Below are 24,612 nucleotides of genomic sequence, written 5' to 3'. Positions count from 1 at the left end.
TATGCCCCTGGGAGGGAGGGGAGAAATTTGACGGGCGTCAATGCGCCGTCGACATTTTCGGGCGCCATTCGCCGTTCGGCGCCTTGTCGAAGATGCGGCCGATATTGGGGTTTCGGAGCGGCGTCTCGTTTTCGTCGTGGACGAGGTTCTGTTCGGAAACATAGGCGACATATTCCGTCTCCTCGTTTTCGGCCAGAAGATGATAGAAGGGCTGGTCGCGATCCGGCCTGATTTCCGCAGGGATGGCGTTCCACCATTCCTCGGTATTGGCATATTCCGGATCCACGTCGATCACCACACCGCGGAACGGAAACACCTTGTGGCGGACGATTTCGCCAAGCGTGAATTTTGCGTTTCTTTGTTTCATGGCATGTACTTCCTTTCCCAATACTAGGTGGTATCGGAATGCGAAATATCAAGACCTAGCGGTTTTGGCGCCGGTCTGCCTTCCGCGTTCAGCGCCTTCCGCCGATGGGCGCGGTGGCGATGATGACGCCGCCGGTGACGAGCACGATGCCGACAGCGTGATAGGTCTCGAAAGTCTCCCCCAGAAACAGCGTGGCCATGAGGATCGAGACCGGCGGCATCATGTAAAGCGTGATGCCAGCAGTGGCGGGACCGAAGACGCGCACCGTATGGGTGAAGCAATAAAAGGCCAATAGTGAGGCGAACAGGATGATGCCGCCGATCTTGGCCCAGGCCATTGGCGTGGCGGGTAACATGCCGCCCTGCGCCAGTTCCAGAGCCGCCGGCGGCAGAAGCACGAGCGCGCCGGAAAAGGCGATCAGGCCGAAAAGGCTGAAAGAGGCCATCTGCCGTGCGGCAGGATCGCGCAGCAGCAGCGAATAGACCGCAAAGGCGATGGCCGCCGTCAGGATCGCGAAATCGCCAATGTTGAAATTCAGCTGCCAGAGAGCGGACATATCGCCCTTGAGCACGATGGCCGACACGCCGGCAAAGGCGATGACCATGCCCGCCACTTCCAGCTTCCGGATCGGGCGGCCCTGAAAGACGCGCTGGAACAGGATGATGAACAGCGAGGACGTGGTGTAGATCAGCGTGCCGTTGGCGGCCGTCGTCATGGTTAGCCCCCAATAGACCACGCCGCCGCAGATGCCCATGCCGAGAATGCCGAGGACGAGCCAGAGCAGCGTTTTTCGCCGCACGAAGGCAAGGCAGTTGCGCCAGTCGGCGATCATGAAAGGGGCGATGATGAGGGTCGAGCCGATCCAGCGGATGAAGGCGGCGATGAAAGGCGAGACTTCGCCGACGACGCCACGGCCGAAAATGACATTGCTGGAGAAAAAGAACGGCACCGCCAGAAAGATGAGCCAGTCCGTGAGGCGCGTTTGCTGAGAGGCTGGCTTGTTCGACATTCTTCGCAATGATGGCTGGGCTTCAAAAGAAAACGGCGGCTTTCCAGGGAAAACCGCCGGAATGGATGGAGCGCCCCGATGGGAGCGCTCCAAAGGCCGATCAGGCCGAGTAGTACATGTCGAATTCGACCGGATGCGGGGTCATTTCGAAACGCATGACTTCCTGCATCTTCAGCTCGATGAACGAGTCGATCTGGTCGTCGTCGAACACGCCGCCGGCGGTCAGGAACTTGCGGTCCTTGTCGAGGCTTTCCAGCGCTTCGCGCAAGCTACCGCAGACGGTCGGGATCTTTTTCAGTTCCTTGGCGGGAAGGTCGTAAAGGTCCTTGTCCATCGGCTTGCCGGGGTGGGTCTTGTTCTTGATGCCGTCGAGGCCGGCCATCAGCATGGCCGCAAAACCGAGGTACGGGTTCTGGGTCGGGTCCGGGAAGCGGACTTCGACGCGCTTTGCCTTCGGGTTGGAGCCGAAGGGAATACGGCACGAGGCGGAACGGTTGCGCGCGGAGTAGGCGAGCAGAACCGGCGCTTCATAACCCGGCACCAGACGCTTGTAGGAGTTGGTGGTGGGGTTGGTGAAGGCGTTGATGGCCTTGGCGTGCTTGATGATGCCGCCGATGTAGTAGAGGCAGGTCTCGGAAAGACCGGCATATTCGTCGCCAGCGAAGGTCGGCTTGCCGCCCTTCCAGATCGACTGGTGAACGTGCATGCCCGAGCCGTTGTCGCCGAAGATCGGCTTCGGCATGAAGGTTGCGGTCTTGCCATAGGCATTGGCGACCTGATGCACGACATACTTGTAGATCTGCATCTTGTCGGCGCTGGAGACCAGCGTGTCGAACTTCACGCCCAGCTCGTGCTGTGCGGCAGCCACTTCGTGATGGTGCTTTTCGACGACCACGCCCATTTCGGCGAGAACCGTCAGCATTTCAGAGCGCATGTCCTGCAGGCTGTCGATCGGCGGAACCGGGAAATAACCGCCCTTGACGCGCGGACGGTGGCCGAGGTTGCCGGTCTCGTAATCCGTGTCGTCGTTGGACGGCAGTTCGGACGAGTCGAGCTTGAAGCCGGTGTTGTAGGGATCGGCCTTGTACTTCACGTCGTCGAAGACGAAGAATTCCGGCTCCGGGCCAACGAAAACGGTGTCGCCGATGCCGGAAGCCTTAAGGTAGGCTTCGGCCTTCTTTGCGGTGCCGCGCGGGTCGCGGTTATAGGCTTCGCCCGAGACCGGGTCGAGGATGTCGCAAAGGACGACCAGGGTGGACTGGGCGAAGAACGGGTCGATATGGGCGGTGGCCGGATCGGGCATCAGCACCATGTCGGACTCGTTGATGGCCTTCCAGCCGGCGATCGAGGAGCCGTCGAACATGACGCCATCGGCGAACATGTCTTCGTCCACACAGACAACATCCATGGTGACGTGCTGCAGCTTGCCCTTGGGGTCGGTAAAGCGCAGGTCCACGAACTTGATGTCGTTATCCTTGATCTGCTTCAAGATATCGTTTGCGGTCGTCATTTAAACGTTTTCCTTGAGTGTGATGATGACGAGGTGAAAACCCAAGCCTCCCCGGCTCGGGACGTTCTTGATTATATGGCGTCCACGCCTGTTTCACCGGTACGGATGCGGATGACTTCCTCGACATTGGAAACGAAAATCTTTCCGTCGCCGATACGTCCTGTCTGCGCCGCATTGCGGATCGCCTCGATGACGGCTTCCGCATTCTCATCCGCCAATACGACTTCGACTTTCACTTTCGGCAAAAAGTCCACGACGTACTCCGCTCCGCGGTAGAGTTCCGTGTGGCCCTTCTGACGACCAAAGCCTTTTGCTTCCGTGACCGTGATTCCCTGAAGTCCGACTTCCTGAAGGGCTTCCTTCACTTCATCGAGCTTGAAAGGCTTAATGATCGCTTCGATCTTTTTCATGAGAAAATATCTCTCCGCTTCTCCCGTTAAAGCAGGTAACTCCCGCTCTGCCACAAGAATGCACGTATTGTGCCAGATCGGAAGCGGGCTTGAAGAAAAAACTTCGATCCCGCGGCTTTCCGACACAAAATGCATTCGCTTTTTGCGCTTTTCCAGCCAATTTCTCGCGGAAACCCGAAAAATCCATCAGCATTTATGTGAATTTGTATTATTTTAGTTGATTTGAATATTTGGAAAGGTGCGAACATGGGAATGGCCGTTTGTTTATATTTTATGCATTTGTCTATTATTTAGACATGGGTATTTGCTTATTTTTGTATCGATTGCCTTTCCGGCGTTTTGAAGGGATGATCGGGGCATGAAATCCCTTCTGCGCCTCTTCCTGATCGACCCTGTTGCCATGGCCCGCATCGATGCGGCGGCCGGGCAATCCGGCATTCCTCTTTATGACCTGATGGAACGGGCGGGGCAGGCGGTTGCGGCCTCGGTGCTGCGTTACTATCCGCAGGCGCAGCGTTTCGTCGTGCTCTGCGGTGGCGGCAACAATGGCGGCGATGGTTATGTGGCGGCGCGGGCGCTTTTGCAGAGCGGGGCGGTCGTCGCGGTTCATCATCTCGGTGATGTCGGTGCGCTCAGTGGCGATGCACGGACGGCATTCGAGCGGAGCGGCGTGACGCCGTTGCCGCTTGATGGCTATGCGCCTCTTGCCGGCGACGTGGTGATCGATGCGGTGTTCGGGGCCGGATTGTCCCGCGATGTTCCGCAGGAGCTTGTCCGGGTGATTGAGGCGGTCACGCGGGCGAAGGTGCCGGTTCTCGCCGTCGACCTGCCCTCGGGCCTCTGCGGCAGGCGGGGCGTGCCTCTCGGCGTATCCTTCAGGGCTGAGCGGACGGTGACCTTCATGGCGCGCAAGCCGGGTCATCTGCTGATGCCGGGGCGGGAGCTTTGTGGAACGCTCGAGGTGTTCGATATCGGCATTCCGTCCCGCATCCTTGATGCCCATGCGGGATCGGTGGCGGAAAATGATCCGCTGATCTGGCGGGATGCCTTGCCTCATGCCGATATGGAAACCCATAAATTCCGTCGCGGGCATCTGACCGTCTTTTCCGGCCCGGCACATGCGACGGGCGCAAGCCGCATGACCGCGCTTTCGGCACTGAAGGCGGGAGCGGGGATCGTCACCATCGCTGCGCCTAGGCAAGCGCTCGATGTGCTCTCCGTCACGCTGACGGCGGTGATGAACGCACCGGTGGACGATGCCGACGATCTGCGGTCGTGGCTGGACGATGGGCGTCATGGCACTTTCGTTCTCGGCCCGGGTTTCGGCGACCTCGAAAAGGCGCGCCACTTCGTGTCTCTGCTTGGAGATAAGGCGGTCGTGCTGGATGCCGATGCGATCACGGCTTTCAGGGATCACAGGGATGCCCTGTTTGCGCGTGTCACGTCGGGCACAGGCAAATTCGTGCTGACGCCGCATGAGGGCGAATTTGCGCGACTGTTTCCCGATCTTGCCGCCGACAAGATGCTGAGCAAAGTCGAGAAGGCGCAGGTCGCCTCGGCCCGCAGCGGCGCCGCGCTGGTCTATAAGGGCGCGGATACGGTGATTGCAGCGCCGGATGGCCGGGCGCTGGTCAACACCAATGCTCCCGCGAGCCTTGCGACAGCTGGATCAGGCGATGTGCTGGCCGGTATCATCGGCGCGCTGCTGGCGCAGGGCGCGCCTGCCTTCGAGGCGGCTGCGGCCGGGGTCTGGCTGCATGGCGAGGCGGGCCACCGGGCGGGAGACGGCTTGACGGCGGAAGACCTTGCCCATGCGGTTCGGCCGTTTGGGTGAAGTGGTCTGATTGTGTTTGGTAGCCGCTGACAGGTTCGGTGGTTTAGCAAAGTTCCATCATCCCCACTCCGTCACCCCGCACTCGATCCGGGGTCCAGCGCGATCAAGTCCTTGATCGCGAAAGACCCTTCTCACGGCGCAGACGCGCCGTGACTGGATGCCGGATCATCCTCGGGCTTGTTCCGGGGACCGGCATGAGGGAGGAGCGGTTTTTTATCCTGAAACAAGCTCCGTCGCGTTTGCGGCATTAGCCCGCATTCAATGCGCAGCCTTGCCTGCCTGGCTCGCCATCGCCATTCGCGAGGCGCTGATCAGGAGCTTGCGCTCGGCGCGTTCCTGCTGCGGCGTGCGATTGTAGATTTCGCGATAACACTTTGAAAAATGCGAGGCGGAGACGAAACCGCAGGCGACGGCGACTTCGACCACCGGCATGGCCGATTGCACCAGCAGGTGGCGGGCGCGGTCGAGGCGGATTTCGAGATAATAGCGGGCGGGCGAACGGCCCATTTCCTGGCGGAAGAGGCGCTCCACCTGCCGGCGCGACAGATCGGCGGCATCGGCGATATCGAGCAACGACAGCGGTTCGGCAAGATTGCCTTCCATCAATTCGATGATCGACAGGACCTTGCTGTTCTGCACGCCGAGGCGGGCGCGTAGCGGCAGGCGCTGGCGGTCATTGGGGCTACGCACCCGGTCGGTCAATTGCTGTTCGCAGACGCGGTTGACGAGGTTTTCGCCGAAATCCTGGCCGATAAGGCTCAGCATCATGTCGAGCGAGGCCGTGCCGCCGGCGCAGGTATAGATGTTGCTGTCGACTTCGAAAAGATCTGCGTAGACTTCCACCTGCGGGAAGGCTTCGGAAAAGCCGGGCAGGTTTTCCCAGTGGATCGCGCAGCGCTTGCCGTTCAAAAGGCCCGCCTGTGCGAGAATATGGGCGGCGGTACAGAGGCTGCCAATGGCGATGCCGCGATTATAGGCTTCGCGCAGCCAGGCATTGACGGATTTGTTGATGTGTTGATCCACATCGATGCCCGAACAGATGATCGCCATTTCCGGGCGGTTTTCGCCGTTGACGTAGCGCCGCTCATCGGCAAGACAGGTGTCGGGCTCAAGACAGATGCCGCTTGACGACATGACCTTCTGGCCATCGAGCGAGGAGAGCCGCCACTCATAGGCCTGATAGCCCAACATTCGGTTGGCGATGCGAAGCGTTTCAACCGCTGCGGCGAATGGCAGCATGGTAAATTGCGGAATGAGAAAAAAGACGATTGAGCGCTTCTTCTGGGAGTTTCTGCTCATTTGCCCGTGCTCCGTTGCGAATACGCAATTCCTCCCTTGGAATTGGTCTTCTGGATGTCCTGTCTACGACATCTTTAACGAAAAATACGCCGTGGAATCGGGGCTGTCAAAAAATCGCTTTTGAAATATGCAAATTTTGCGACAAGCCTTTAAAAAAGGCGGCGTGTCGCATGTAAAACAGGCACGCTATTTTGCGCCCTTGTTCCTCCATCCGAAGGGCGGGCAGGGATGGCTCGCACGTCTGGAAACGTTGCGGGCCACCGGTCGAATGTCATCTGCGGATGACGTTTATGCGGCTGTTGTCCGTCGTCGGCCATCCGATATCCTTCAATGTTTCAGGTGGCAATGCTTCCAGTGCGCGAAGCATTTTTTCGCGACGCCATGCGGCGTAACGGGCGGCAACATGGTCGGACAGGCGATGAAGCCAGCCGCTGGATGACGGACGGTGCGAGGAACGGTTCGCCACGGGGAGATAATGTATCATGGTCATGTCTTGATCCTTTCCTGAACCACGATCCTGTTTGCGACTTCGGTATGCGCTTGCCGACGAGGCTAAATCCGCCCCGTCAATCGATGTCCCGGATGGTGCGCGCTTGTTGACATTCAATCAAACGAAATGATATCCATCTATAAATCAAAATATTTGAAGGTGCGTGCCATGACCGTGACTTTCCGCCAACCGCTGCCGTTGCTGGATAACGACATATTGAGAACCTTCGTCGCCATCGCGGAAACGGGAAATTTCTCCACCGCCGCAGAAGTGGTGTTCAGAACACCGTCTGCGGTTTCCATGCAGATCAAGAAGCTCGAAGAGCAGTTGAAAACGACGCTTTTCCTGCGCGATGCCCGTTCGGTGACATTGACGGCGCATGGGGAGACGCTTTTGACCTATGCGCGGCGCATGATTGCGCTGTCCAACGAGGCTGTGTCACGTTTCGTCATGCCGGAGCTTTCCGGCGTCGTCCGTCTCGGTGCGCCGGAGGATATTGGCGAGCGTGGCCTGCTGCCGGGCATTCTCAAGCGTTTTGCCGAGGCTTTCCCCGGCATCATGATCGACGTCACCATCGATTCCAGCTCCAATCTTTATAAGCGCATGGATGAGCAGAGGCTCGATCTTGCCCTCGTCAACTGTGCCTCCCATCCCCTTCGGGATACGGGCGAGGTGCTGATGCGCGAGCGTCTGGTCTGGGCGGGTGCAAAGTGTGGCACGGCCTATCTGCGCGATCCGCTGCCAATCTCCATCTGGGAAGAGGGCTGCATCTGGCGCTCGGAAGCGATCCATTCGCTGGAAAAGCGCGGCCGCAATTTCCGCGTGGCCTATCTCAGCGGCCATACCATGGCGCAGCGCGCGGCTATTGCCGCCGATCTCGCCATCGCGCCGCTGCCGCGATCCTATGTGCAGAACGACATGGTCATTCTGGGCGATAAGGAAGGCCTGCCGGAACTCGGCTGTTTCGATATCCGCCTGATCATGGGTGACAAGGCGTCGCGCCCCGTTCTTGCCGTGGCTGAAAGCATTCGAAACGCTTTTGTCGAAGTCGCCAAGGCGGCCTGAGATATTGGAGGTGCGCGGCGGCCGTGGCCCGTCGCGCCGTTAGAATCGCGGTTTTAGCCCGCCATTGAATCCGGCGATGCCGAACTGTCCACCGCGCCGGTTTGCCAGCTTCCGCGTTTGACCAGCCAGTCGGCCGAATTCTGCAATCCACCGAAGGGGAAGACGTGAATTTGCCGGATCGGCCCCTGCGGATTGGCCTGCCAGTGCCGCTCGATCGGCCCGACGATGCTTTCCGGTGAATGGCCCTTGGCAAGCGTTGTCAGCGAAAGCGCGTTCTTCTTGAGATAGGCGATTGAATTGCCGACGCCGCAAAGCGCGGCATATTTCAAAAGCGTCGTGATCTTGGCCGGGCCGGAAAAGCCGATATGCACCGGAAGCTCGATGCCTGACGCCTCAAGTCCTTCCGCCCAGGCGATGAAACGCGCGGGATCGAAACCGAACTGGGTGACGATGCGCATTGCGGCATCGCTTCTTTCGGCAAAATCGCGTTTCAGCCTGAGTGCGGCCATCGCCGTTTCGTCGTTGAAATCCGGGCTGCCTTCCGGGTGGCCGGCGATGGCGATCTGCCTTATGCCGCAACGGTCGAAAATGCCGGTGGACAGCATGTCCATGCTGGATGCGAAGGGACCGGCCGGGCGGTCGACGCCGCCGCCGACAACCAGAACATCGGTTACGCCCGCTTCTCCGGCAAGCCGTTTTACCTGTTCCTCAAACGCTGCGCGGGAGGAGATGCGCCGCGCTGCAAGATGCGGCACCGGCTCATAACCGAGATCGCGCAAATGTCCCGCGGCTTCGACGAGCCTTTCCTGCGAGGCGGCGCCAGTGTCAGTGAGATAGACGCGCACACCCTGCGGAAAGAGCCCGGCAAGGTCGGTGGAGCCAAGCACCTGCGCGGGCGAGGCTTCGATGGAGGCGGGAATGATGGAAGCGGTGGAGATATCGGGCAATTTGTGCGTGATCCTTTTTATTATCATGCACCTATTTTGCGGCGAAGTCTGTGCCTGTTGCGGCAAGACAGGCTTGCATCTGCGACGAAGCTCGGCCCCAATCAATGACGCGCGGTTTCACCAGATCCGTTTCGTCAGGCCATTCCAAAGCCATGTCCAGATGGTCGGCGGGAAGCGCAGTACCGATTTGCCGGGTGAGGGCGGCTGCGGCGCAAGGCTGCCGGAAAGGGCGTCCTCGATGGCGCTGACGGCGATATCCACCGAAGCGGCGGTCAAAAGCAGCGGATAGGTGGCGATCGTGTCGGAAGGGGACGGTTTCAGCCGCTTCTCGTAGAGCGTGGCGCCGGTATCCACGCCCTTGTCGACCAGATGCACGGTTGCGCCGAAATTGCCGCGGTCTTTTTCGACCAGCGCCCAGTATCCGCCCATCTGCCCGCGATAGGCAGGATTGATGCCGGCGTGGAAATTGATGACCGGGCATTGCAGGGCCTGAAGCGTGGTCGGCGTCAGCAGGCGGCAGGAAATGGTGAAGATTGCCGCCGGTTTCAGCAGATTGGCGGCCTTGCGGCATTCCTCATCGTTGAGCGAGGCGAATTGGGTGACGGGGAGACTGTGATGGAGATCTGGAGAAAGGCCGTATTCGGCGATGATCGCATCGCTTCTGCGAACCGTGAAGCGTTTGCCGAGCCGCGAGGCGATCATCGTCGCCATCTGGCCCGCAGCGACAAGCCAGCCGAGCCGTCGCGCGCGCCGCCTGAGAATGACCGACTTGCTTTCCGGTTGCTCCATGAAAACATGGATGTCGGGAAATCGGGCCGCCAGCGCATTGATCATGACATTGGGGTTCACCCCGCCCGCCGTCATCACCAGAAGCCGATTGTTGATGTCAGTCATATCACCCACGGGATTTTCCTAAGCCATGATCCAGACGCCGAGTTTCACGCGTGAACTTCAAAACCATGTTAATTTTCATCGACAGGATTTTTTGAAGTGCCGCTGGAACGGATTTTTGGGACTCACGTTATTGTGACGCATATCACATCGGTACTTGCCTTTGGACGGCAAGTCATAGGGGAGTAGTTTCACATGATCACACGCATTCTTTCGACCGTTTTTGTGGCTTTGTTGACCGTTGTCACCCTGAGCTCCTGTGGTAACACCATTCGCGGCATGGGTCGTGACACGGCGAACGCCGTCGACGCGACTCAGGATGCCGGCCGCAATGTGGACCGCGCCGCCCGTCGCTGACGACATCTCCCCTTAAAGGTCTGGCGTCATCCTGAAACATGGGTGACGCCTTTTCTTTGACCGAATTTTCTTGCGAATGTGCCCGTACGAGAATCACGGGGCGGGCATGAACGGATCGATGAAAAGACTGGCGAAGCTGCTGTTGCCTTTGCTGTTGCCGTTTTCGGCTCAGGCCGGCGGGCAGGCGGATTTCTGCAGGATCATGGACCATGCCGGTGGTCGTTATACCGTCTGCAGTTTCGACCCGGCAAAAAGCGCCATCCGGATATACGACCGCGATCATGTCTCCGGCCAGGGATATGGCTCCTTCGCCGCTCTCTCGTCGGCGCTGTGGCGGCAGCACATGTTCAGCGTCTTCGCCATGAACGGCGGCATGTACCATTCGGACTATTCCCCCGTCGGGCTCTTTATCGAAAATGGCATCGAACGCTCGCCGATCAGCACCGGCGGCGGCTGGGGCAATTTTCATCTTCTGCCCAATGGCGTGTTTTATCTGAAGGGGGCCGCGGCCGGCGTGCTGGAAACGCAGGCCTATCTGGCAGCGGATCCCAAGCCGGACTTCGCCACCCAATCCGGGCCGATGCTCGTCATCGATGGCAAGCTGCATCCGCGTTTTCTGCCCGATAGCGACAGCCTGAAGCGGCGCAACGGCGTCGGCGTTTCCCGCGATGGCATGGTGCATTTCGCCATTTCGGAAAATACCGTGCGCTTTTACGATTTCGCCACGCTGTTCAGGGATGTGCTGGACGCGCCGAATGCGCTCTATCTCGACGGCACCATATCCAGCGTCGATATTCCCGCAATGAAAAGGCGGGACTCGCTGTTCCTGATGGGGCCGATCATCGCTGTTGTCGACAGGGTGCCGGATTAGCCTGAACGATCAGATCGGCGCCTTGGGATAGGCTTTTTCGAGACCGGCCGATGCCGTCAGTCCCTTGCGGAAGGCGAGAAAAGCGGGGTGCTGGCTCGCCCTTGCGGTTTCCATGATGCGGATCTGCAGGCGGGCAGGGGCATTGCCGCCAAGCCATTCGCCGGTTGTTTCCAGCTTCAGGCTGTTGAGGAAGCGGGCATTGGTCTGCTGGTCGAGATAAAGATTGAGGCCAGCCAGCAGGTTCTCGTCCTGCAGGGCGTTTTCCATCAACAGCAGCACCCAGGCTTTATCCTCGCTTGCAAGCGAAGTGAGTTTCGATGCGACCGTTTCGCGATCGGGGAAGGAGGATGCCTGCTGCATGGGGTGACTCGCATCGTTGCCGTTGCCATCGTCGATAAAGCACAGGTCATGCCCTTTCAAGGCGCGACGCTTCAGCGCAAGAAATTCGACCGTAAGGTGTTTGGCCGGCGGGGTTTTCAACAGGTGTTTGTAGGAAAGCTTTAAATAACGGTTACACTTTAGCCTAAATTGCGGCGAAGCCCCAAATGGCGCTTATACGGGCCTCACGCTAACACCTTGTTTTTTCACATACCTATGCGCGGGGCGAATGGCAGCCTGTCGAAAACGCCTTCATTTAGCCGCTTTTTGCATTTGCCTTCGCCGCCAGATTTTAATAAATGCTTGCCTCAACGGGCCGGGTCTTGAAGACCGCCCGGAGAGTGAATAGCTGGAGTAATCATGGAAGAAACCGCTCAGAAATCCTGCTGGGGCGTCACCTTGCGCGCACTTGCAGGCTTTGCCGCTTTTCTCGCATTGACGTACATTTTTGGCAGCCCATAAGCATCTCTCCTGAATGACGGGTTTTGAAACGGCGCGGTTTTCCTTTGGAAACCGTGCTGTTTTCGTTTGAGGGCAATTATGTCGCAGCTGCGCAAACCGCTGACGCTCTTTTGTGGCGATCCGTTTTGGCTTTGGATATGATAGTGGTGGAATCCATTCTCATTCAAGGCGAACTTCATGTTTCTTTCGGTCTTTGACGTCTTCAAGATCGGTATCGGTCCTTCGAGCTCCCATACGATGGGGCCGATGACGGCAGCCAACCGCTTTCTGGCGCTGATCCTTAGCGATGAGTGGCCGCGGCCGGCAGGCGCGGCCGTTGCGCAGCTGAAGGTCAGCCTGCATGGCTCGCTCGCCTTTACCGGCATCGGGCACGGCACCGGGCGTGCCGTCATTCTCGGCCTCACCGGCGAACGGCCGGATATTGTCGACCCCGATGCGATGGACGCCATTATCGAGACGGTGGAAAAGGCCGGCACCGTGACGCCGCCCGGCCATCCTTCCTATGTGTTCCGCCCGGCCGAAGATCTGGTCTTCGACAAGAAGAACCCGCTGCCCGGCCATGCCAACGGCATGATCTTTTCCGCCTTCGACAATCAGGGCAGGCTGCTCATCAAGCGCATCTATTATTCCGTTGGCGGCGGTTTCGTCGTCACCGATACGGAGCTGGAGGCGATCAAGCAGCGTGGCAAGACAATCGATAACGGTCCGCGCGTGCCTTATGCCTTCGCCACCGCGCGGGAAATGCTGGATATGGCGGCCCGTTCCGGCCGCACCATCGCCCAGATGAAGCGGGCCAACGAGGAGACGGTGGTTTCCCGCGAGGAGCTGAACGAGCGTCTCGACCAGATCTGGGAAGCGATGAACGGCTGCATCGAGCGCGGGCTGAAGGTGGACGGCATCATGCCTGGCGGTCTGAAGGTGCGCCGCCGCGCCCGCTCCATTTACGAGAAGCTGAATGCGGAATGGCGCAGCAACCGGCTGAACCCGGTCATGGCCAATGACTGGCTGAGCGTCTACGCCATGGCGGTGAACGAGGAGAACGCCGCCGGTGGCCGCGTGGTGACTGCGCCGACCAACGGTGCGGCAGGCGTCGTTCCGGCGACCGTCAGATATTTCCGGCATTTCCATGAGGATGCGAGCGTCGATGACGTGCGCGACTTTTTGCTGACGGCGGCCGCCATTGGCGGCATCATCAAGCATAATGCCTCGATTTCAGGCGCGGAAGTGGGCTGTCAGGGCGAGGTGGGCTCGGCTTCCGCCATGGCGGCGGCAGGCCTTGCCGCGGTCATGGGCGGATCCCCGGAACAGGTGGAAAATGCCGCCGAGATCGCGCTCGAGCATCATCTCGGCATGACCTGCGATCCGATTGCCGGGCTTGTACAGGTGCCGTGCATCGAACGTAATGCCATGGGCGCGGTGAAAGCGGTGACGGCGGCCTCGCTGGCGCTGAAGGGCGACGGCCAGCATTTCGTGCCGCTCGATGCCTGTATCGAGACCATGCGCCAGACCGGCAACGACATGAGCGAGAAATACAAGGAAACCTCCACCGGCGGCCTTGCCGTGAACGTTGTGGAGTGCTGAACGGGCAGGGCGTCAGGCATGGTTGCCATGCTTGACGCCCGCCGCAAAAAGGCATTGATAGAACCATGCCTTTACATCTCATCAAACTTTGCGTCGGTGCGGATTCAATCCAGGACTTGAGAGACTGGGTCGCGCATCGTGCGCTCACCGCAATTGCCGCAGGCCTCGAGCCGCACAGCGTCCACACAACCCGGATGATCCCGAAACGTGTCGAGGAACTGCTCGAGGGCGGTTCGCTCTACTGGGTCATCAAGGGGCAGGTGCAGGCGCGGCAGAAACTTCTCGATATCCGCTCCTTCAAGGGCGAAGACGGTATTTCCCGCTGCGATCTCATTCTCGGCCCGGAGGTCATCGAAACCTCACCTGCGCCGAAGCGCCCGTTTCAGGGCTGGCGTTACCTGAAGGACGACGAGGCGCCCCGCGATCTCGGGGGTGGAACGGGCGGGGAGGACATGCCTTCCGATCTCAGGCGGGAACTGGCGGAGCTTGGGCTGCTCTGACGCTTAACGGATTTGACAATGAAAAAGCCGGCATCCTTGCGGAGCCGGCTTTTTTTATTTGGGGAGACGGATCGGTCGTGCGGTCAGTTGATGCCGCCGACCGCAGTGGTGGCGCGGCCATCCTGAATTTTCACCCAGCGGCCGGGATTGGCGGTGTCCTGGCGCTTCAGGTAGGTATATTCGGTTTCAGACCAGTTCATGACCTTGTTGCGCATGTTGTCGAGAACGAAATCGCCACGATCGGTGCGGACGGTCAGAACGGCGTGGCCTTCGCCATTCGGCTGCAGAACCACGGTGATCAACAGGTTGGAGGCGGAGAAGCCCTTGTTCATCAGCATCTTGCGCTTCAGGAGCACGAAGTCTTCGCAATCGCCGACCGTGGTGGGATAGGCCCAGCGTTCTTCGACGCCATAGATTTCCATGTCGGTCATCGGCGTGATGGTGGTGTTGACGGTGTAGTTGACGTCGAGCATCGTCTTCCAGCGCTCTTCGGTCAGCTTCATCGGGCCGTTGTCCAGCGAGGTCGGCTGACATTCGCTCTGATAGGTCTGGCAGAATTCATAGTGGCCGATCGGCGGGTTGGCCTTGCCGATGACGCGCATGACGGCGGCCGGCGAGGCGCTTGCCTGATGCGCGAAGGCGCTGACGATGAATGCGATCAGAGTGAAAACGAAACGGTTGTTCTTGTTCATTGCTTGTCTCCCCGTGGTGAGGAGACATTCGCAGGTATATTTTGACCCGGCGGAAATTTGCGAAGCGCAATTTGAGCTTAAATTTCAGCAAATTAGCCGTTGTTTTGAACTGTATTCGAACTAGTTTTTATGCGTCTTTGAAGCAAATTTTATTACAATTTTACGCATCGTGGCTTTAGGTTTTTGGTAGCCATCTAGACCGCTGTATTGACAGCCATTTTCCGCGTGCTGCGGTTTCCGTTTTCGCGTGCGGCCGGCTGGCGACACTTGGCGAAGAGGTGGATTTCCCGTTTTGGGATGGCTGTTTCAGGCTGATACAGGCCGGAAAAAGCGACAAAAAAACTTCAAAAAAACTGCATTTTTTCTGGAAAAAAGTTTTGCGGAGCGGTTTTCGCGCCGTGGATGAACTGGCCAAGGGCGCAACATGATCCGCCGCGCTCATCCCTTTTACCGACTGTGATGGGTCCAGGCCGGTCTGCCGTAGGCGTCAGGGCGTGAAAATGGACGTTCGGTAGGCGAGAAGTGAGAATAAAGCACCTGACGCCAGGAGCGGCTGATGAGCCCGATAGGGCCGAAGACAGCGCATAGCCCGCCAAGGCGCCGTCCGGGAATCTTCGCAATTATGCGATTGGGGCGAGCGCAAAACGCGCCAAAAATGCTGCACGCATTCTTACCGGCGCAAAACCTGCCGTGTCCGGGTGGAATGAGTTAGAGAAATTCGATCAGTGCGTCGGGTGACTGGACGCGGTCGAATTCCACGGCGACGCCTTCCATGAAGTGGCGCACGATCTTGCCGCTCATGTTCTTGCCGAGCTGGACCCGGCTTCCGAGCGGCGGCCGGTTTTCGATCTCGATTGCCGCACCCGACAGGGAAAGGTCGATCAGCCGGCAGGCGACGAGCACGCCATCTTCCAGAACGAGCTGGGCTCTCGCATTGCGAGGTGTCAGGCGGTCGTGGCGGCGGTCTTCCGGCAGGCCGAGCAATTGACGCTTGGCGATCCAGGCGAGCTGCGCTGTGAGTTTTTCCCGCTTGCGCTCCGGCGCGTTGATGGCGATGAGGAAGCCCGATGCGGTGAGCGATGTCACCGTGCCTTCGATCCGGCCGATATGCTGGAGATAGGCGATGACGCGGTCACCGCGGCGGGCAATGCCCGAGCAGGTGAACTGCGCCCTTTCGGCGGTCATCTCGGTCGCGGTGCAATCATATTCTTCATGGTCGGGCAACATCAGGCGGCCGGTGAAGGACACACGGACGGCGTCATCGAGATGAGCTTCCTCAACCGGACGCAGGATTTGGGCGGTGTTGACCGAGCGGGACGAAAACATGGGCAGCGCAATTGTAATGAATGATGACGGTAAATTTCTACCTTGCGCGAGTTAACAGACTGTATTGTTTAACCTCTACAATTTTTCTGATCGGCAATATTGTTGCAGTTCTGACGTATTTTTTTGAGATTCCGGCGCTGTCGGACCTCTCCCGGAGGGGGGAGCGTTGGAACAGGTCCGTCAGCAGCTTTCGGCGCGCAGTGTATCCTCGGCCCCCTTGTTCACCGGAAACCCCGCCGGCGCGATGTCCAGGCGTAGCAAGCGGCTGCTTTTCATGGACAGGCACTGGATGGGCGCGGCGAATTCGTGTCTTGGCCGCTCTGCAACCAGCGCCCCGAGCAACCTTGGGGCGGCGTCGGGATCGGTGCGAAGCGGCAGGAGCAGCATTTCGAATGCCAGCGGTGCGGCGCCATGGCCGTCCTCCGCCTCGACATCGAACACCACGGGCAACTGGTGGTGCAGGATGCCGCGCGCGACGCGGCAGGGGAAGACGGCATTTGCCGGCTGCCACAATTCCGAAAACGGGCGATCCCGCAATTCCCGCCCGAACAGATCGCAAAGACGAGTACCGGCAAGGCGGAAGAACGGCGTGTTCTCTCCCTTGTCCGTGAGGATAAAAAGATCGCCAAGGTGATGTTTCAGTTTTGCTGGATCGAGGTCCTCGCGTCGCGGGGCCGATCGCTTGCCGCGCAGTTCATCCCAATAGGCATATATGTCCAGTCCGGCCATGCTCTTCATAGCATCTCTCCATGTTCGTTTTTGGGACATCATGTCCATCCGAACGTCTGTATCTGGAGGTGTAGCGATTTTCGTGCCAAGTGGATTTATTAAGGTTAACAAAGGGTTGATATTGCCCGATGGCGATAGTCGTGGCATCGGAGCGGCCATGTCGGGGAAAGTTCCGTCAGCACAATTCGATGGCGTCGCCTGTTATTTTAAGGCGGGCCCGCAAGCCGGACCGCCCGCGGCCCGGCGTCCTTGCCGATTGCGGTTTGGGCGTCAAGCGCTTCAAGGGCGGGACGGCTTTTTTTTCGTTCGGGCTTCCTATATTGCTCGGGGAACGCAAAATTCGACCAAGACAGGGATGGGATCATGTCCTATGGGGACGGCGAACAGCCGCCGGTTTCGGAAACGCCGGAGCCGAAAGACGACACGAACAATCCCGTCTTCAACCTGCCATCGCTGCTGGTCGGCATTCTGGCCGCGCTGATCGTCGCTTATGTCGTTCCCGCCTATCTTTTGTCAGAGGAAGGCAATGGCTGGTTCATCTTCACCTTCGGCTTCATTCCGCTGCGTTATGCGGTGCCGTTTTCCCAGCAGGGGCTGGAATGGCTCTGGACGCCGGTGACCTATTCTTTCCTGCATGGCGGCATCGAGCACATTCTCTTTAACGGATTGTGGCTGATGGCCTTCGGCGCGCCGGTTCTGCGCCGGATCGGAACAGTGCGCTTCGTGCTGTTATGGTGCATTTCCGCCGCCGTTTCCGCCTTCGGCCATGCGGCGCTGAACTGGGGCGATGTGACGGTGCTGATCGGGGCGTCGGGTGTCGTTTCGGCGCTGATGGGGGCAGCCTGCCGCTTCGCTTTCCCGGCACGTGGCGGATATAGCGCCTCCTTCGGCCATCTGATGCCGCGGCAGAGCATTCTTGGGGCGCTTTCCAACCGCACCGTGCTGATCTTCACGCTGATGTGGCTGTTCGGTAATGTGCTGATCGCTGTCGGCGTGCCGCTGTTCGGCGATGTCGGCGGCGAAATCGCCTGGGACGCGCACGTCTTCGGCTTTCTGCTCGGCTTCCTGTTCTTCGGGCTTTTCGATCGACGACTGGCCTGAGCCGATCACGCTCCTTGTCGGCCGTGGCGCAAATTTGCTTTCGTGCGTCCCATCCGGGATTGCATTCATGCGGACCTCAGCGCACGATATCCCATGATTTGCAACCGCCGGGGGAGACTGCGGCGCTGCGTATCGCTGAAAAGAGGAGGAAGGCATGCCAACATTCGTAAAGGATCTTCTCGACCGCAAGGGCCGGGACGTCGTGACTGTCGGTCCGGAGGTCAGCATCGGTGAGGCGGCGGGAACGCTGCACGCGCATAAGATCGGTTCCGTCGTCGTGACCGACGCCGATGGCGTCGTTCTCGGCATCTTCACGGAGCGCGATCTCGTAAAGGCCGTGGCGGGCCAGGGTGCCGCTTCCCTCCAGCAATCCGTGTCGGTGGCCATGACCAAGAATGTCATACGCTGTCATCACAATTCCACCACCGATGAGCTGATGGAAATCATGACGGGCGGGCGCTTCAGGCATGTGCCGGTTGAAGATAACGGCCGCCTTGCCGGCATCATTTCCATCGGTGACGTGGTGAAGGCGCGGATCGGCGAGATCGAAGCCGAAGCGGAGCACATCAAGGCCTATATTGCCGGGTGAGTTAGTTCGCGAAGCGTATTAATTCCCTCATTCCTGTCACAAGCACAGGAATGAGGCGAGGGTCTCGCGCATCAGCGCCGGAATGCCTGCTGCATGCGCTCAAGCTCCGGAATGCGGGAGCGCGTTTCCTCATATCCCCGGTCGATGGCTTCGCTGGCGCGATGGAATTCCGAGAGGCCGATATCGTTGATTCGGGGATGCATCATCAGGTCGGGAGGATCGCCCGCCAGGCGCGAGCGCGAAATCCGGTCCTGAATAATGTTAAACGCCTGCACCATGACGCCCGGCAGGCCGGGACGCGGCGGGCTTTCCACCGCCGGTGCTGCGCCGCCATGCGACGGTGAGGCGGCGTGCTTGACCACGGCGGAACGGCCGAAAAGGTCGTAATTCAGATTGACGGCGACGACCAGCGCCTGCTCATAGGCCCGGCAGACCGAAACCGGCACGGGGTTGACGAGCGCACCGTCTATCAGGGTGCGGCCGTTGCACTGCACGGGTTCGAAGATGCCGGGCAGGGCATAGGAAGAGCGCAGCGCGGTGACGAGATCACCCTGGTGAATCCACACCTCGTGGCCGGTGCGCAGTTCCGTCGCGACGGCGATGAAGGGATGGTCGAGGTTTTCGACGCGCAGGCCTTCCAGATGTTCCTGCATGCGTTTGGTCAGCCGCATGCCGCCGAAGAGCCCACCGCCGCCGATGGTGAGGTCGAGCAGGCCGGCAATGCGGCGCATCGTCAGCGAACGGGCGAACTCCTCCAGCTCATCGAGCTTGCCGGCGAGATAACAACCGCCCACCAGCGCGCCAATCGACGTGCCTGCAATCATGCCGATCTTCACGCCAGCCTCGTCCAGTGCCCGCAGGACGCCGATATGGGCCCAGCCGCGAGCTGCGCCGCCGCCAAGGGCGAGCGCTATCCGGTGTTTGTCGACGATCTGGGTGACGGGCGGCTCATTGCCGGTGGCTTCGGGATTTCCAGCCGCAAGTTGATTGTGACGATTTCCCCATCCCAACATGACCGCACTCCCTGCCAGTTCCTCAGGCTCCCCTCAAATCCCTGGAGCCCGCTATATTGGTAGCAAATTGGTGCGGCCGATGGAAGGTGGCCGTTTATGTGTCCGAATAGGTTGTGGCCGGATCGAAATGGCGGGTGTCGTCGGTGATCTTCGTGACCGCATCGCCGTTGGAGAGCTCGACGGTACGATAAAAACAGGAGCGGCGGCCGGTATGGCAGGTCGCGTCATGGCCGGCGACGGAGACCTTCAGCCACACGGCGTCCTGATCGCAATCGGTGCGGAATTCCTTCACCGTCTGCAGATTGCCTGACGTTTCGCCCTTCTTCCAGATTTTGTCGCGCGAACGGCTGTAATAGTGGGCGATGCCGGTCTCCAGCGTCAGCGACAGAGCTTCCGCATTCATATGGGCGACCATCAGCAACTCGCCGTCACGGGCATCGGTGACCACGGCGGTGACGAGGCCGTGAGCATCGAATTTCGGCGAAAAAAGACCTGCGTTTTCGAGCACTTCCTTGTCCGCAGGTGCGGACGGAAACGAAATGGACATGGCTACCCCGGGAGAAAAGCGGAAGGTTTCAGAGCGGCGGAGGCAATGGAATCAGTCCGCCACTCCAAAATTTGTCTGGGCATCGGGTTTCTCGGAAACCCGCGCTACACTTTTCGGTCCAGCGCTTAGCGGTTCCGCACCATGGTCATGAAGCGCACCTGTTCGGCCGGATCGTTCTTGAACGTGCCGGTGAAGCTGGTGGTCAGCGTCGTCGACCCCTGCTTGTTTACGCCGCGCATGGACATGCACATATGTTCGGCGTCGATCATGACGGCCACGCCGCGCGGTTTCAGGGTTTCCTCGATCGATCTGGCGATCTGCGCGGTCATGTTTTCCTGCGTCTGCAGGCGGCGGCCGAAGATTTCGACGACGCGGGCGATCTTCGACAGGCCGAGCACGCGGCCGGCCGGAAGATAGGCGACATGGGCCTTGCCGACGATCGGCACCATATGGTGTTCGCAATGGGAGAAGAAGGGGATGTCGCGCACCAGCACAACATCGTCATAACCGCCGACTTCCTCGAAGGTCGTGCCGAGCACGTCCTGAACGTTCAGCTCATAACCGGCAAAAAGCTCGCGATAGGCCTTGGCGACGCGCTTCGGCGTATCCAGAAGTCCTTCGCGGGCGGGATTTTCTCCTGCCCAGCGCAGAAGAACGCGCACTGCTTCTTCCGCTTCGGCCTGGCTTGGGCGAGCTTCTGCCACGTCGGGTTTTGCGCCAGCGCCGGGGAAATTCTTCACGATCGCATCCATTCCGTCTCTCCCGATGCGGGTAAAGGCCGCACCTGAATTCGTTTTTCATCGCGAACTCATGTTCGCAGTTGCTGCTATCTGGTTGTTTTACAGCATTTTGGCAAGACCGATGCTGTTATTTCGGTATCGGAGCCGTTAATTTCATCACGGCTTGATGTCCAGAAAGCTCGTTAGCATATAATGAGAATGGAGGGCAGGAAAGCTTCACTGCGACAAACGCTGTGTTTGAAAAATTTGACCTGTCCTGTTTTTGGGCAATCTCGAGCGCGCCGGGCACCGACGATGGACGATATCTATAATAATCGCATTCTGGACTTTGCCGGGAATATTCCGCTCATCGGCGTTCTTGAGGATGCCGACGCCAGCGCCGAGAAACACTCCCGGCTGTGCGGCTCTAAGCTCAAGGTCTATCTGAAGGTCGAAGGCGGCATCGTGACGGCGTTTTCGCATGAGGTTCGCGCCTGCGCGCTCGGCCAGGCCTCCGCCTCCATCATGGCGCACCACATCATCGGGGCTTCCAGCGGCGAAATCCGGCAGGCGCGGGAAGACATGCTCGCCATGCTGAAACAGGACGGTGAGGGGCCGGCGGGCCGTTTCGAAGACATGCGGGTGCTTCAGCCCGTCCGCGATTTCAAGGCGCGCCACGCCTCCACCATGCTGACCTTCGAAGCGGTGGTCGATGCGCTCGACCAGATCGAGGGGCGGCCGGCTCTCAACGCCGCGGGTTAGGCGATGTGCGGCGAACCGGGCTGCCGGCACAAGCAGACGGCGGAAAAAGCGGGCCGATCCCGCAACTGGACGGGCAGCTTTGCCAAAACGCCGGGGCGGCTTCTGGGCGTCGGTTTCATCCGGCTTTATCAGCTGACGCTATCCGGCTTCATCGGGAATTCCTGCCGTCACATCCCCACCTGTTCCGAATATGGCTATGAAGCCATTGCCCGACACGGGCTGTGGGCCGGCGGGTGGATGACGCTATTTCGCGTCGCGCGCTGCGGGCCGGGCGGCACCAGCGGGCTGGACCCGGTGCCGGAAGCGCTCGATGGCGGCAGGCGCTGGTGGATGCCCTGGCGTTACTGGAGCCTGCATCGATGAATGACTATGTGGCCCTGCTGCACAGCATCGTGCTCGGCGTAGGCAAGCGGCTCGTCATGGCCGATCTCAGGGCCTTGGGGGAAGAGCTGGGATTTGCCGAATGCAGAACGCTGGTCGCGACTGGAAATCTGGTTTTTCGCGCCGGGGCGGCACCTGTTCGTGAGATTGAGGACAGGCTGGAGCGCGCCTTCGAAGACCGCTTCGGCAAACATGTCGATATTCTCGTTCGTTCGGGCGGCGACTGGCTGAAATTGGCAGCGGACAATCCCTTCGCCCAAGGCAATCCGCCGGATGTCTGCGTTCGGGTGATGCGGGTGCCGCTGGACAACGGCGTCCTCGAATTGCTGGAGAAATACCGTGAAAGGGAAAAGATCGCTCTTGCCGGCGGCGATCTATGGATCGATTTTTGCGGCAAGCCGAGCGAGAGCAGGCTGCTGTCCGTGCTGACCACCAAAAGGCTCGGTATCGGCACGACCCGCAACGCCAATACGGTCAATGGTCTCGCGCAAATGCTTCGCTAAGCTATCCTTCGCCTTTGACTGCAATGGCAAAAGCCTTTATCAGCCTGCCTGTCCGCTCGTCGCGGGCAAATCATTATTCCAACACCACCCGCATTCGTTGGCGGGACTGGACAGGAGATTAGACAATGTCTGAAGCTGTTTCCCTTACATTTCCCGATGGATCCGTGCGCAGCTACCCCGCCGGTACGACCGGCCGCGAGGTCGCCGAATCCATTTCCAAATCGCTTGCCAAGAAGGCTGTCGCCATTGCGCTTGACGGTACCGTGCGCGATTTGTCCGAGACCATCACCGATGGGAAAATCGAGATCGTCACGCGTGAAGACGGCCGTGCGCTGGAACTCATCCGCCACGATGCCGCCCACGTCATGGCCGAAGCCGTGCAGGAGCTCTGGCCCGGTACGCAGGTGACGATCGGCCCTGTCATCGAGAACGGCTTCTATTACGACTTCGCCAAGAACGAACCCTTCACGCCGGAAGATCTGCCGAAGATCGAAAAGCGCATGAAGGAAATCATTCTGCGCAACAAGCCGTTTACACGGGAGGTCTGGTCGCGCGAGAAGGCCAAGGAAGTGTTCGCCGCCAAGGGCGAGAACTACAAGGTCGAGCTGGTCGACGCCATTCCGGAAGGTCAGGACCTGAAGATCTATTATCAGGGTGACTGGTTCGATCTCTGCCGTGGTCCGCATATGGCGTCCACGGGGCAGATCGGCACGGCCTTCAAGCTGATGAAGGTGGCCGGGGCCTATTGGCGCGGTGACAGCAACAATGCGATGCTGTCGCGCATCTACGGCACCGCCTGGGCGACGCAGGAAGAGCTGGACAATTATCTCCACGTGCTGGCGGAAGCCGAAAAGCGCGACCACCGCCGCCTCGGCCGCGAAATGGACCTGTTCCATTTCCAGGAAGAAGGCCCGGGCGTCGTGTTCTGGCACGGCAAGGGCTGGCGCATGTTCCAGACGCTGACGGCCTATATGCGCCGCCGGCTCGCCAATACCTATCAGGAAGTCAACGCGCCGCAGGTGCTGGACAAATCGCTGTGGGAAACCTCCGGTCACTGGGGCTGGTATCAGGAAAACATGTTCGCGGTGAAATCCGCCCATGCCTTCACCCATCCCGATGACGAGGAAGCCGATCAGCGCGTCTTCGCCTTGAAGCCGATGAACTGCCCGGGTCACGTACAGATCTTCAAGCATGGCTTGAAGTCTTACCGTGAAATGCCCGTCCGCCTTGCGGAATTCGGCACCGTGCATCGTTATGAGGCTTCGGGCGCTCTGCACGGCCTGATGCGCGTTCGCGGCTTCACGCAGGACGATGCGCATGTCTTCTGCACGGAAGAGCAGATGGCGGCGGAATGCCTGCGCATCAACGACCTCATCCTGTCCGTCTACGAGGATTTCGGTTTCAGCGAAGTCGTCGTCAAGCTCTCCACGCGTCCGGAAAAGCGCGTCGGTTCCGACGATCTGTGGGATCGCGCCGAAAGCGTGATGATGGATGTTCTGAAGACCATCGAGGAACAGTCCGAAGGCCGCATCAAGACCGGCATCCTGCCGGGCGAGGGCGCGTTCTACGGGCCGAAGTTCGAATATACGCTGAAGGACGCCATCGGCCGTGAATGGCAATGCGGCACGACGCAGGTGGACTTCAACCTGCCGGAACGTTTTGGTGCCTTCTATATCGACCATAACTCGGAGAAGACCCAGCCGGTGATGATCCACCGCGCCATCTGCGGCTCGATGGAGCGTTTCCTCGGCATTCTCATCGAGAACTTCGCCGGCCATATGCCGCTGTGGTTTGCGCCGCTTCAGGTCGTGGTTGCGACGATTACCTCGGACGCGGATGATTACGGCCGCGAAGTCGCCGAAGCGCTGCGCGAAGCGGGCATGGCGGTCGAGACCGACTTCCGCAACGAGAAAATCAACTACAAGATCCGCGAGCATTCGGTGACCAAGGTTCCGGTCATCATCGTCTGCGGACGGAAAGAGGCGGAAGAGCGCACCGTCAACATCCGCCGTCTCGGTTCGCAGAACCAGACGCCGATGTCGCTGGAAGATGCGATTACGAGCCTCGTGGACGAGGCGACGCCGCCGGATGTGAAGCGCAAGCTTGCGGCGAAAAAGCAGGTTGCCTGATAGCAGTTACGGCCCCTTCGGGGGCCGTTTTGTTTTTGGGGATGTGCGGGTAATTTCACTGGCAAAGGCGACGCATTCACCTCCGTCACCCCGGACTGGATCCGGGGTCCAGCGCGATCAAGTCCTTGATCGCGAAAGACTCTCTTCACG

28 protein-coding genes are annotated in these 24,612 nt (G+C 59.5%); 12 read left to right on the top strand and 16 right to left on the bottom strand.

What is annotated here, in order from left to right:
* Positions 1 to 37: 37 nt before the first annotated feature.
* From hspQ to PH605_RS12580, 4 genes are all read right to left on the bottom strand, one after another.
* Positions 38 to 367 (bottom strand): heat shock protein HspQ, encoded by a 330-nt coding sequence (gene hspQ, locus PH605_RS12595; protein WP_003523419.1) that lies wholly within the window; start codon positions 365 to 367, stop codon positions 38 to 40.
* Between the two features lie 88 nt (positions 368 to 455).
* Complete coding sequence (locus tag PH605_RS12590; RefSeq protein ID WP_142845119.1) at positions 456 to 1,376, bottom strand: DMT family transporter; 921 nt, start codon at positions 1,374 to 1,376, stop codon at positions 456 to 458.
* Positions 1,377 to 1,476: 100 nt separating this feature from the next.
* Positions 1,477 to 2,886: a type I glutamate--ammonia ligase gene (gene glnA, locus PH605_RS12585; protein WP_142845120.1), complete on the bottom strand. Its 1,410-nt coding sequence runs from the start codon at positions 2,884 to 2,886 to the stop codon at positions 1,477 to 1,479.
* A 71-nt stretch (positions 2,887 to 2,957) separates the two neighbouring features.
* Entirely contained in the window at positions 2,958 to 3,296 is a 339-nt protein-coding gene (locus tag PH605_RS12580) for a P-II family nitrogen regulator (RefSeq protein WP_003515720.1), read from the bottom strand.
* Positions 3,297 to 3,654: 358 nt separating this feature from the next.
* On the opposite strand from PH605_RS12580, the gene PH605_RS12575 reads away from it, so the two are divergent.
* A complete protein-coding gene (locus PH605_RS12575) occupies positions 3,655 to 5,130 on the top strand; it encodes an NAD(P)H-hydrate dehydratase (protein ID WP_142845121.1) in 1,476 nt (491 codons plus the stop codon).
* Positions 5,131 to 5,388: 258 nt separating this feature from the next.
* On the opposite strand, the gene PH605_RS12570 is transcribed toward PH605_RS12575, so the two are convergent.
* Positions 5,389 to 6,429, bottom strand: coding sequence for a GlxA family transcriptional regulator (locus PH605_RS12570; protein WP_065655157.1), 1,041 nt, complete (start codon positions 6,427 to 6,429; stop codon positions 5,389 to 5,391).
* 271 nt (positions 6,430 to 6,700) lie between these two features.
* Positions 6,701 to 6,919, bottom strand: coding sequence for a hypothetical protein (locus PH605_RS12565; RefSeq protein ID WP_059760262.1), 219 nt, complete (start codon positions 6,917 to 6,919; stop codon positions 6,701 to 6,703).
* A 126-nt stretch (positions 6,920 to 7,045) separates the two neighbouring features.
* On the opposite strand from PH605_RS12565, the gene PH605_RS12560 reads away from it, so the two are divergent.
* A complete protein-coding gene (locus PH605_RS12560) occupies positions 7,046 to 7,984 on the top strand; it encodes a LysR family transcriptional regulator (RefSeq protein ID WP_020810641.1) in 939 nt (312 codons plus the stop codon).
* Positions 7,985 to 8,037: 53 nt separating this feature from the next.
* On the opposite strand, the gene PH605_RS12555 is transcribed toward PH605_RS12560, so the two are convergent.
* Both PH605_RS12555 and PH605_RS12550 read right to left on the bottom strand, forming a co-directional pair.
* Positions 8,038 to 8,958, bottom strand: coding sequence for a methylenetetrahydrofolate reductase (locus PH605_RS12555; protein WP_142845122.1), 921 nt, complete (start codon positions 8,956 to 8,958; stop codon positions 8,038 to 8,040).
* A gap of 90 nt (positions 8,959 to 9,048) precedes the next feature.
* Positions 9,049 to 9,825: a formyl transferase gene (locus PH605_RS12550; RefSeq protein WP_142845167.1), complete on the bottom strand. Its 777-nt coding sequence runs from the start codon at positions 9,823 to 9,825 to the stop codon at positions 9,049 to 9,051.
* Positions 9,826 to 10,017: 192 nt separating this feature from the next.
* On the opposite strand from PH605_RS12550, the gene PH605_RS12545 reads away from it, so the two are divergent.
* Both PH605_RS12545 and PH605_RS12540 read left to right on the top strand, forming a co-directional pair.
* Positions 10,018 to 10,179 carry an entericidin A/B family lipoprotein gene (locus PH605_RS12545; protein WP_003495552.1) on the top strand — a complete coding sequence of 54 codons (162 nt, stop codon included), beginning with the start codon at positions 10,018 to 10,020 and terminating at the stop codon, positions 10,177 to 10,179.
* Between the two features lie 106 nt (positions 10,180 to 10,285).
* Entirely contained in the window at positions 10,286 to 11,050 is a 765-nt protein-coding gene (locus PH605_RS12540) for a phosphodiester glycosidase family protein (RefSeq protein WP_142845123.1), read from the top strand.
* Positions 11,051 to 11,059: 9 nt separating this feature from the next.
* Here the strand turns inward: PH605_RS12540 and PH605_RS12535 are convergent, their stop codons facing one another.
* Together PH605_RS12535 and PH605_RS12530 are read right to left on the bottom strand one after the other, a co-directional pair.
* A complete protein-coding gene (locus PH605_RS12535) occupies positions 11,060 to 11,410 on the bottom strand; it encodes a hypothetical protein (protein WP_065655212.1) in 351 nt (116 codons plus the stop codon).
* A gap of 392 nt (positions 11,411 to 11,802) precedes the next feature.
* Complete coding sequence (locus PH605_RS12530; RefSeq protein ID WP_161987877.1) at positions 11,803 to 12,069, bottom strand: hypothetical protein; 267 nt, start codon at positions 12,067 to 12,069, stop codon at positions 11,803 to 11,805.
* Here PH605_RS12530 and PH605_RS12525 point away from each other — a divergent pair.
* Together PH605_RS12525 and PH605_RS12520 are read left to right on the top strand one after the other, a co-directional pair.
* The gene (locus PH605_RS12525) at positions 12,068 to 13,471 is read left to right on the top strand and encodes an L-serine ammonia-lyase (RefSeq protein WP_142845124.1); all 1,404 of its coding nucleotides are present in this window, start codon (positions 12,068 to 12,070) and stop codon (positions 13,469 to 13,471) included. The two genes, PH605_RS12530 and PH605_RS12525, sit on opposite strands and share 2 nt — an antisense overlap.
* A gap of 65 nt (positions 13,472 to 13,536) precedes the next feature.
* The gene (locus PH605_RS12520; RefSeq protein WP_035260632.1) at positions 13,537 to 13,971 is read left to right on the top strand and encodes a DUF1489 family protein; all 435 of its coding nucleotides are present in this window, start codon (positions 13,537 to 13,539) and stop codon (positions 13,969 to 13,971) included.
* Between the two features lie 83 nt (positions 13,972 to 14,054).
* Here the strand turns inward: PH605_RS12520 and PH605_RS12515 are convergent, their stop codons facing one another.
* The 3 genes from PH605_RS12515 to PH605_RS12505 form a co-directional block, all read right to left on the bottom strand.
* The gene (locus PH605_RS12515; RefSeq protein WP_003523403.1) at positions 14,055 to 14,663 is read right to left on the bottom strand and encodes a transglutaminase-like cysteine peptidase; all 609 of its coding nucleotides are present in this window, start codon (positions 14,661 to 14,663) and stop codon (positions 14,055 to 14,057) included.
* Positions 14,664 to 15,371: 708 nt separating this feature from the next.
* Positions 15,372 to 15,989, bottom strand: coding sequence for a PilZ domain-containing protein (locus tag PH605_RS12510; RefSeq protein ID WP_080856456.1), 618 nt, complete (start codon positions 15,987 to 15,989; stop codon positions 15,372 to 15,374).
* Between the two features lie 180 nt (positions 15,990 to 16,169).
* Positions 16,170 to 16,727 (bottom strand): PAS domain-containing protein, encoded by a 558-nt coding sequence (locus PH605_RS12505; protein WP_161987878.1) that lies wholly within the window; start codon positions 16,725 to 16,727, stop codon positions 16,170 to 16,172.
* A gap of 354 nt (positions 16,728 to 17,081) precedes the next feature.
* Here PH605_RS12505 and PH605_RS12500 point away from each other — a divergent pair, with 354 nt between their 5' ends.
* Together PH605_RS12500 and PH605_RS12495 are read left to right on the top strand one after the other, a co-directional pair.
* On the top strand, positions 17,082 to 17,819 hold the full coding sequence (locus tag PH605_RS12500) for a rhomboid family intramembrane serine protease (RefSeq protein ID WP_080856455.1): 738 nt from the start codon (positions 17,082 to 17,084) through the stop codon (positions 17,817 to 17,819).
* Positions 17,820 to 17,973: 154 nt separating this feature from the next.
* Complete coding sequence (locus PH605_RS12495) at positions 17,974 to 18,408, top strand: CBS domain-containing protein (RefSeq protein ID WP_142845125.1); 435 nt, start codon at positions 17,974 to 17,976, stop codon at positions 18,406 to 18,408.
* Between the two features lie 71 nt (positions 18,409 to 18,479).
* On the opposite strand, the gene PH605_RS12490 is transcribed toward PH605_RS12495, so the two are convergent.
* The 3 genes from PH605_RS12490 to folE all read right to left on the bottom strand — a co-directional run bounded on the left by PH605_RS12490 (position 18,480) and on the right by folE (position 20,720).
* Entirely contained in the window at positions 18,480 to 19,421 is a 942-nt protein-coding gene (locus tag PH605_RS12490) for a patatin-like phospholipase family protein (protein WP_065655147.1), read from the bottom strand.
* Between the two features lie 94 nt (positions 19,422 to 19,515).
* Complete coding sequence (gene hisI / locus PH605_RS12485) at positions 19,516 to 19,968, bottom strand: phosphoribosyl-AMP cyclohydrolase (protein ID WP_065655146.1); 453 nt, start codon at positions 19,966 to 19,968, stop codon at positions 19,516 to 19,518.
* Positions 19,969 to 20,093: 125 nt separating this feature from the next.
* Positions 20,094 to 20,720: a GTP cyclohydrolase I FolE gene (folE, locus tag PH605_RS12480; RefSeq protein ID WP_003495569.1), complete on the bottom strand. Its 627-nt coding sequence runs from the start codon at positions 20,718 to 20,720 to the stop codon at positions 20,094 to 20,096.
* Between the two features lie 282 nt (positions 20,721 to 21,002).
* Between folE and PH605_RS12475 the strand changes: the two genes are divergently transcribed.
* From PH605_RS12475 to thrS, 4 genes are all read left to right on the top strand, one after another.
* Positions 21,003 to 21,449, top strand: coding sequence for an iron-sulfur cluster assembly scaffold protein (locus PH605_RS12475; RefSeq protein ID WP_065655145.1), 447 nt, complete (start codon positions 21,003 to 21,005; stop codon positions 21,447 to 21,449).
* Positions 21,450 to 21,452: 3 nt separating this feature from the next.
* On the top strand, positions 21,453 to 21,812 hold the full coding sequence (gene yidD / locus PH605_RS12470; RefSeq protein WP_142845126.1) for a membrane protein insertion efficiency factor YidD: 360 nt from the start codon (positions 21,453 to 21,455) through the stop codon (positions 21,810 to 21,812).
* Positions 21,809 to 22,333 (top strand): DUF1697 domain-containing protein, encoded by a 525-nt coding sequence (locus PH605_RS12465; protein WP_142845127.1) that lies wholly within the window; start codon positions 21,809 to 21,811, stop codon positions 22,331 to 22,333. Before yidD ends, PH605_RS12465 begins: the two co-directional genes overlap by 4 nt.
* Positions 22,334 to 22,458: 125 nt before the next feature.
* On the top strand, positions 22,459 to 24,462 hold the full coding sequence (gene thrS / locus PH605_RS12460) for a threonine--tRNA ligase (RefSeq protein ID WP_142845128.1): 2,004 nt from the start codon (positions 22,459 to 22,461) through the stop codon (positions 24,460 to 24,462).
* The last annotated feature ends 150 nt before the right edge of the window (positions 24,463 to 24,612 follow it).

The organism is Agrobacterium sp. CFBP 3001 (assembly GCF_027871605.1).
Taxonomy (GTDB): domain Bacteria; phylum Pseudomonadota; class Alphaproteobacteria; order Rhizobiales; family Rhizobiaceae; genus Agrobacterium; species Agrobacterium leguminum.
This window is presented reverse-complemented; position numbering and strand designations above follow the sequence as displayed.

Excerpts from the sequence above, each read along its gene's own strand:
- PH605_RS12515 (WP_003523403.1), bottom strand. The coding sequence starts at position 14,663 with ATGAACAAGAACAACCGTTTCGTTTTCACTCTGATCGCATTCATCGTC.
- PH605_RS12560 (WP_020810641.1), top strand. The coding sequence starts at position 7,046 with ATGATATCCATCTATAAATCAAAATATTTGAAGGTGCGTGCCATGACC.
- PH605_RS12570 (WP_065655157.1), bottom strand. The coding sequence starts at position 6,429 with ATGAGCAGAAACTCCCAGAAGAAGCGCTCAATCGTCTTTTTTCTCATT.
- PH605_RS12540 (WP_142845123.1), top strand. The coding sequence starts at position 10,286 with ATGAACGGATCGATGAAAAGACTGGCGAAGCTGCTGTTGCCTTTGCTG.
- PH605_RS12465 (WP_142845127.1), top strand. The coding sequence starts at position 21,809 with ATGAATGACTATGTGGCCCTGCTGCACAGCATCGTGCTCGGCGTAGGC.
- PH605_RS12530 (WP_161987877.1), bottom strand. The coding sequence starts at position 12,069 with ATGAAGTTCGCCTTGAATGAGAATGGATTCCACCACTATCATATCCAA.
- PH605_RS12555 (WP_142845122.1), bottom strand. The coding sequence starts at position 8,958 with ATGATAATAAAAAGGATCACGCACAAATTGCCCGATATCTCCACCGCT.
- PH605_RS12565 (WP_059760262.1), bottom strand. The coding sequence starts at position 6,919 with ATGACCATGATACATTATCTCCCCGTGGCGAACCGTTCCTCGCACCGT.
- PH605_RS12535 (WP_065655212.1), bottom strand. The coding sequence starts at position 11,410 with ATGCAGCAGGCATCCTCCTTCCCCGATCGCGAAACGGTCGCATCGAAA.
- PH605_RS12510 (WP_080856456.1), bottom strand. The coding sequence starts at position 15,989 with ATGTTTTCGTCCCGCTCGGTCAACACCGCCCAAATCCTGCGTCCGGTT.
- hspQ (WP_003523419.1), bottom strand. The coding sequence starts at position 367 with ATGAAACAAAGAAACGCAAAATTCACGCTTGGCGAAATCGTCCGCCAC.
- thrS (WP_142845128.1), top strand. The coding sequence starts at position 22,459 with ATGTCTGAAGCTGTTTCCCTTACATTTCCCGATGGATCCGTGCGCAGC.
- glnA (WP_142845120.1), bottom strand. The coding sequence starts at position 2,886 with ATGACGACCGCAAACGATATCTTGAAGCAGATCAAGGATAACGACATC.
- PH605_RS12580 (WP_003515720.1), bottom strand. The coding sequence starts at position 3,296 with ATGAAAAAGATCGAAGCGATCATTAAGCCTTTCAAGCTCGATGAAGTG.
- PH605_RS12550 (WP_142845167.1), bottom strand. The coding sequence starts at position 9,825 with ATGACTGACATCAACAATCGGCTTCTGGTGATGACGGCGGGCGGGGTG.
- folE (WP_003495569.1), bottom strand. The coding sequence starts at position 20,720 with ATGGATGCGATCGTGAAGAATTTCCCCGGCGCTGGCGCAAAACCCGAC.
- PH605_RS12575 (WP_142845121.1), top strand. The coding sequence starts at position 3,655 with ATGAAATCCCTTCTGCGCCTCTTCCTGATCGACCCTGTTGCCATGGCC.
- PH605_RS12505 (WP_161987878.1), bottom strand. The coding sequence starts at position 16,727 with ATGAAGAGCATGGCCGGACTGGACATATATGCCTATTGGGATGAACTG.
- PH605_RS12590 (WP_142845119.1), bottom strand. The coding sequence starts at position 1,376 with ATGTCGAACAAGCCAGCCTCTCAGCAAACGCGCCTCACGGACTGGCTC.
- PH605_RS12475 (WP_065655145.1), top strand. The coding sequence starts at position 21,003 with ATGGACGATATCTATAATAATCGCATTCTGGACTTTGCCGGGAATATT.
- PH605_RS12500 (WP_080856455.1), top strand. The coding sequence starts at position 17,082 with ATGTCCTATGGGGACGGCGAACAGCCGCCGGTTTCGGAAACGCCGGAG.
- hisI (WP_065655146.1), bottom strand. The coding sequence starts at position 19,968 with ATGTCCATTTCGTTTCCGTCCGCACCTGCGGACAAGGAAGTGCTCGAA.
- PH605_RS12545 (WP_003495552.1), top strand. The coding sequence starts at position 10,018 with ATGATCACACGCATTCTTTCGACCGTTTTTGTGGCTTTGTTGACCGTT.
- PH605_RS12525 (WP_142845124.1), top strand. The coding sequence starts at position 12,068 with ATGTTTCTTTCGGTCTTTGACGTCTTCAAGATCGGTATCGGTCCTTCG.
- PH605_RS12490 (WP_065655147.1), bottom strand. The coding sequence starts at position 19,421 with ATGTTGGGATGGGGAAATCGTCACAATCAACTTGCGGCTGGAAATCCC.
- PH605_RS12520 (WP_035260632.1), top strand. The coding sequence starts at position 13,537 with ATGCCTTTACATCTCATCAAACTTTGCGTCGGTGCGGATTCAATCCAG.
- PH605_RS12495 (WP_142845125.1), top strand. The coding sequence starts at position 17,974 with ATGCCAACATTCGTAAAGGATCTTCTCGACCGCAAGGGCCGGGACGTC.
- yidD (WP_142845126.1), top strand. The coding sequence starts at position 21,453 with ATGTGCGGCGAACCGGGCTGCCGGCACAAGCAGACGGCGGAAAAAGCG.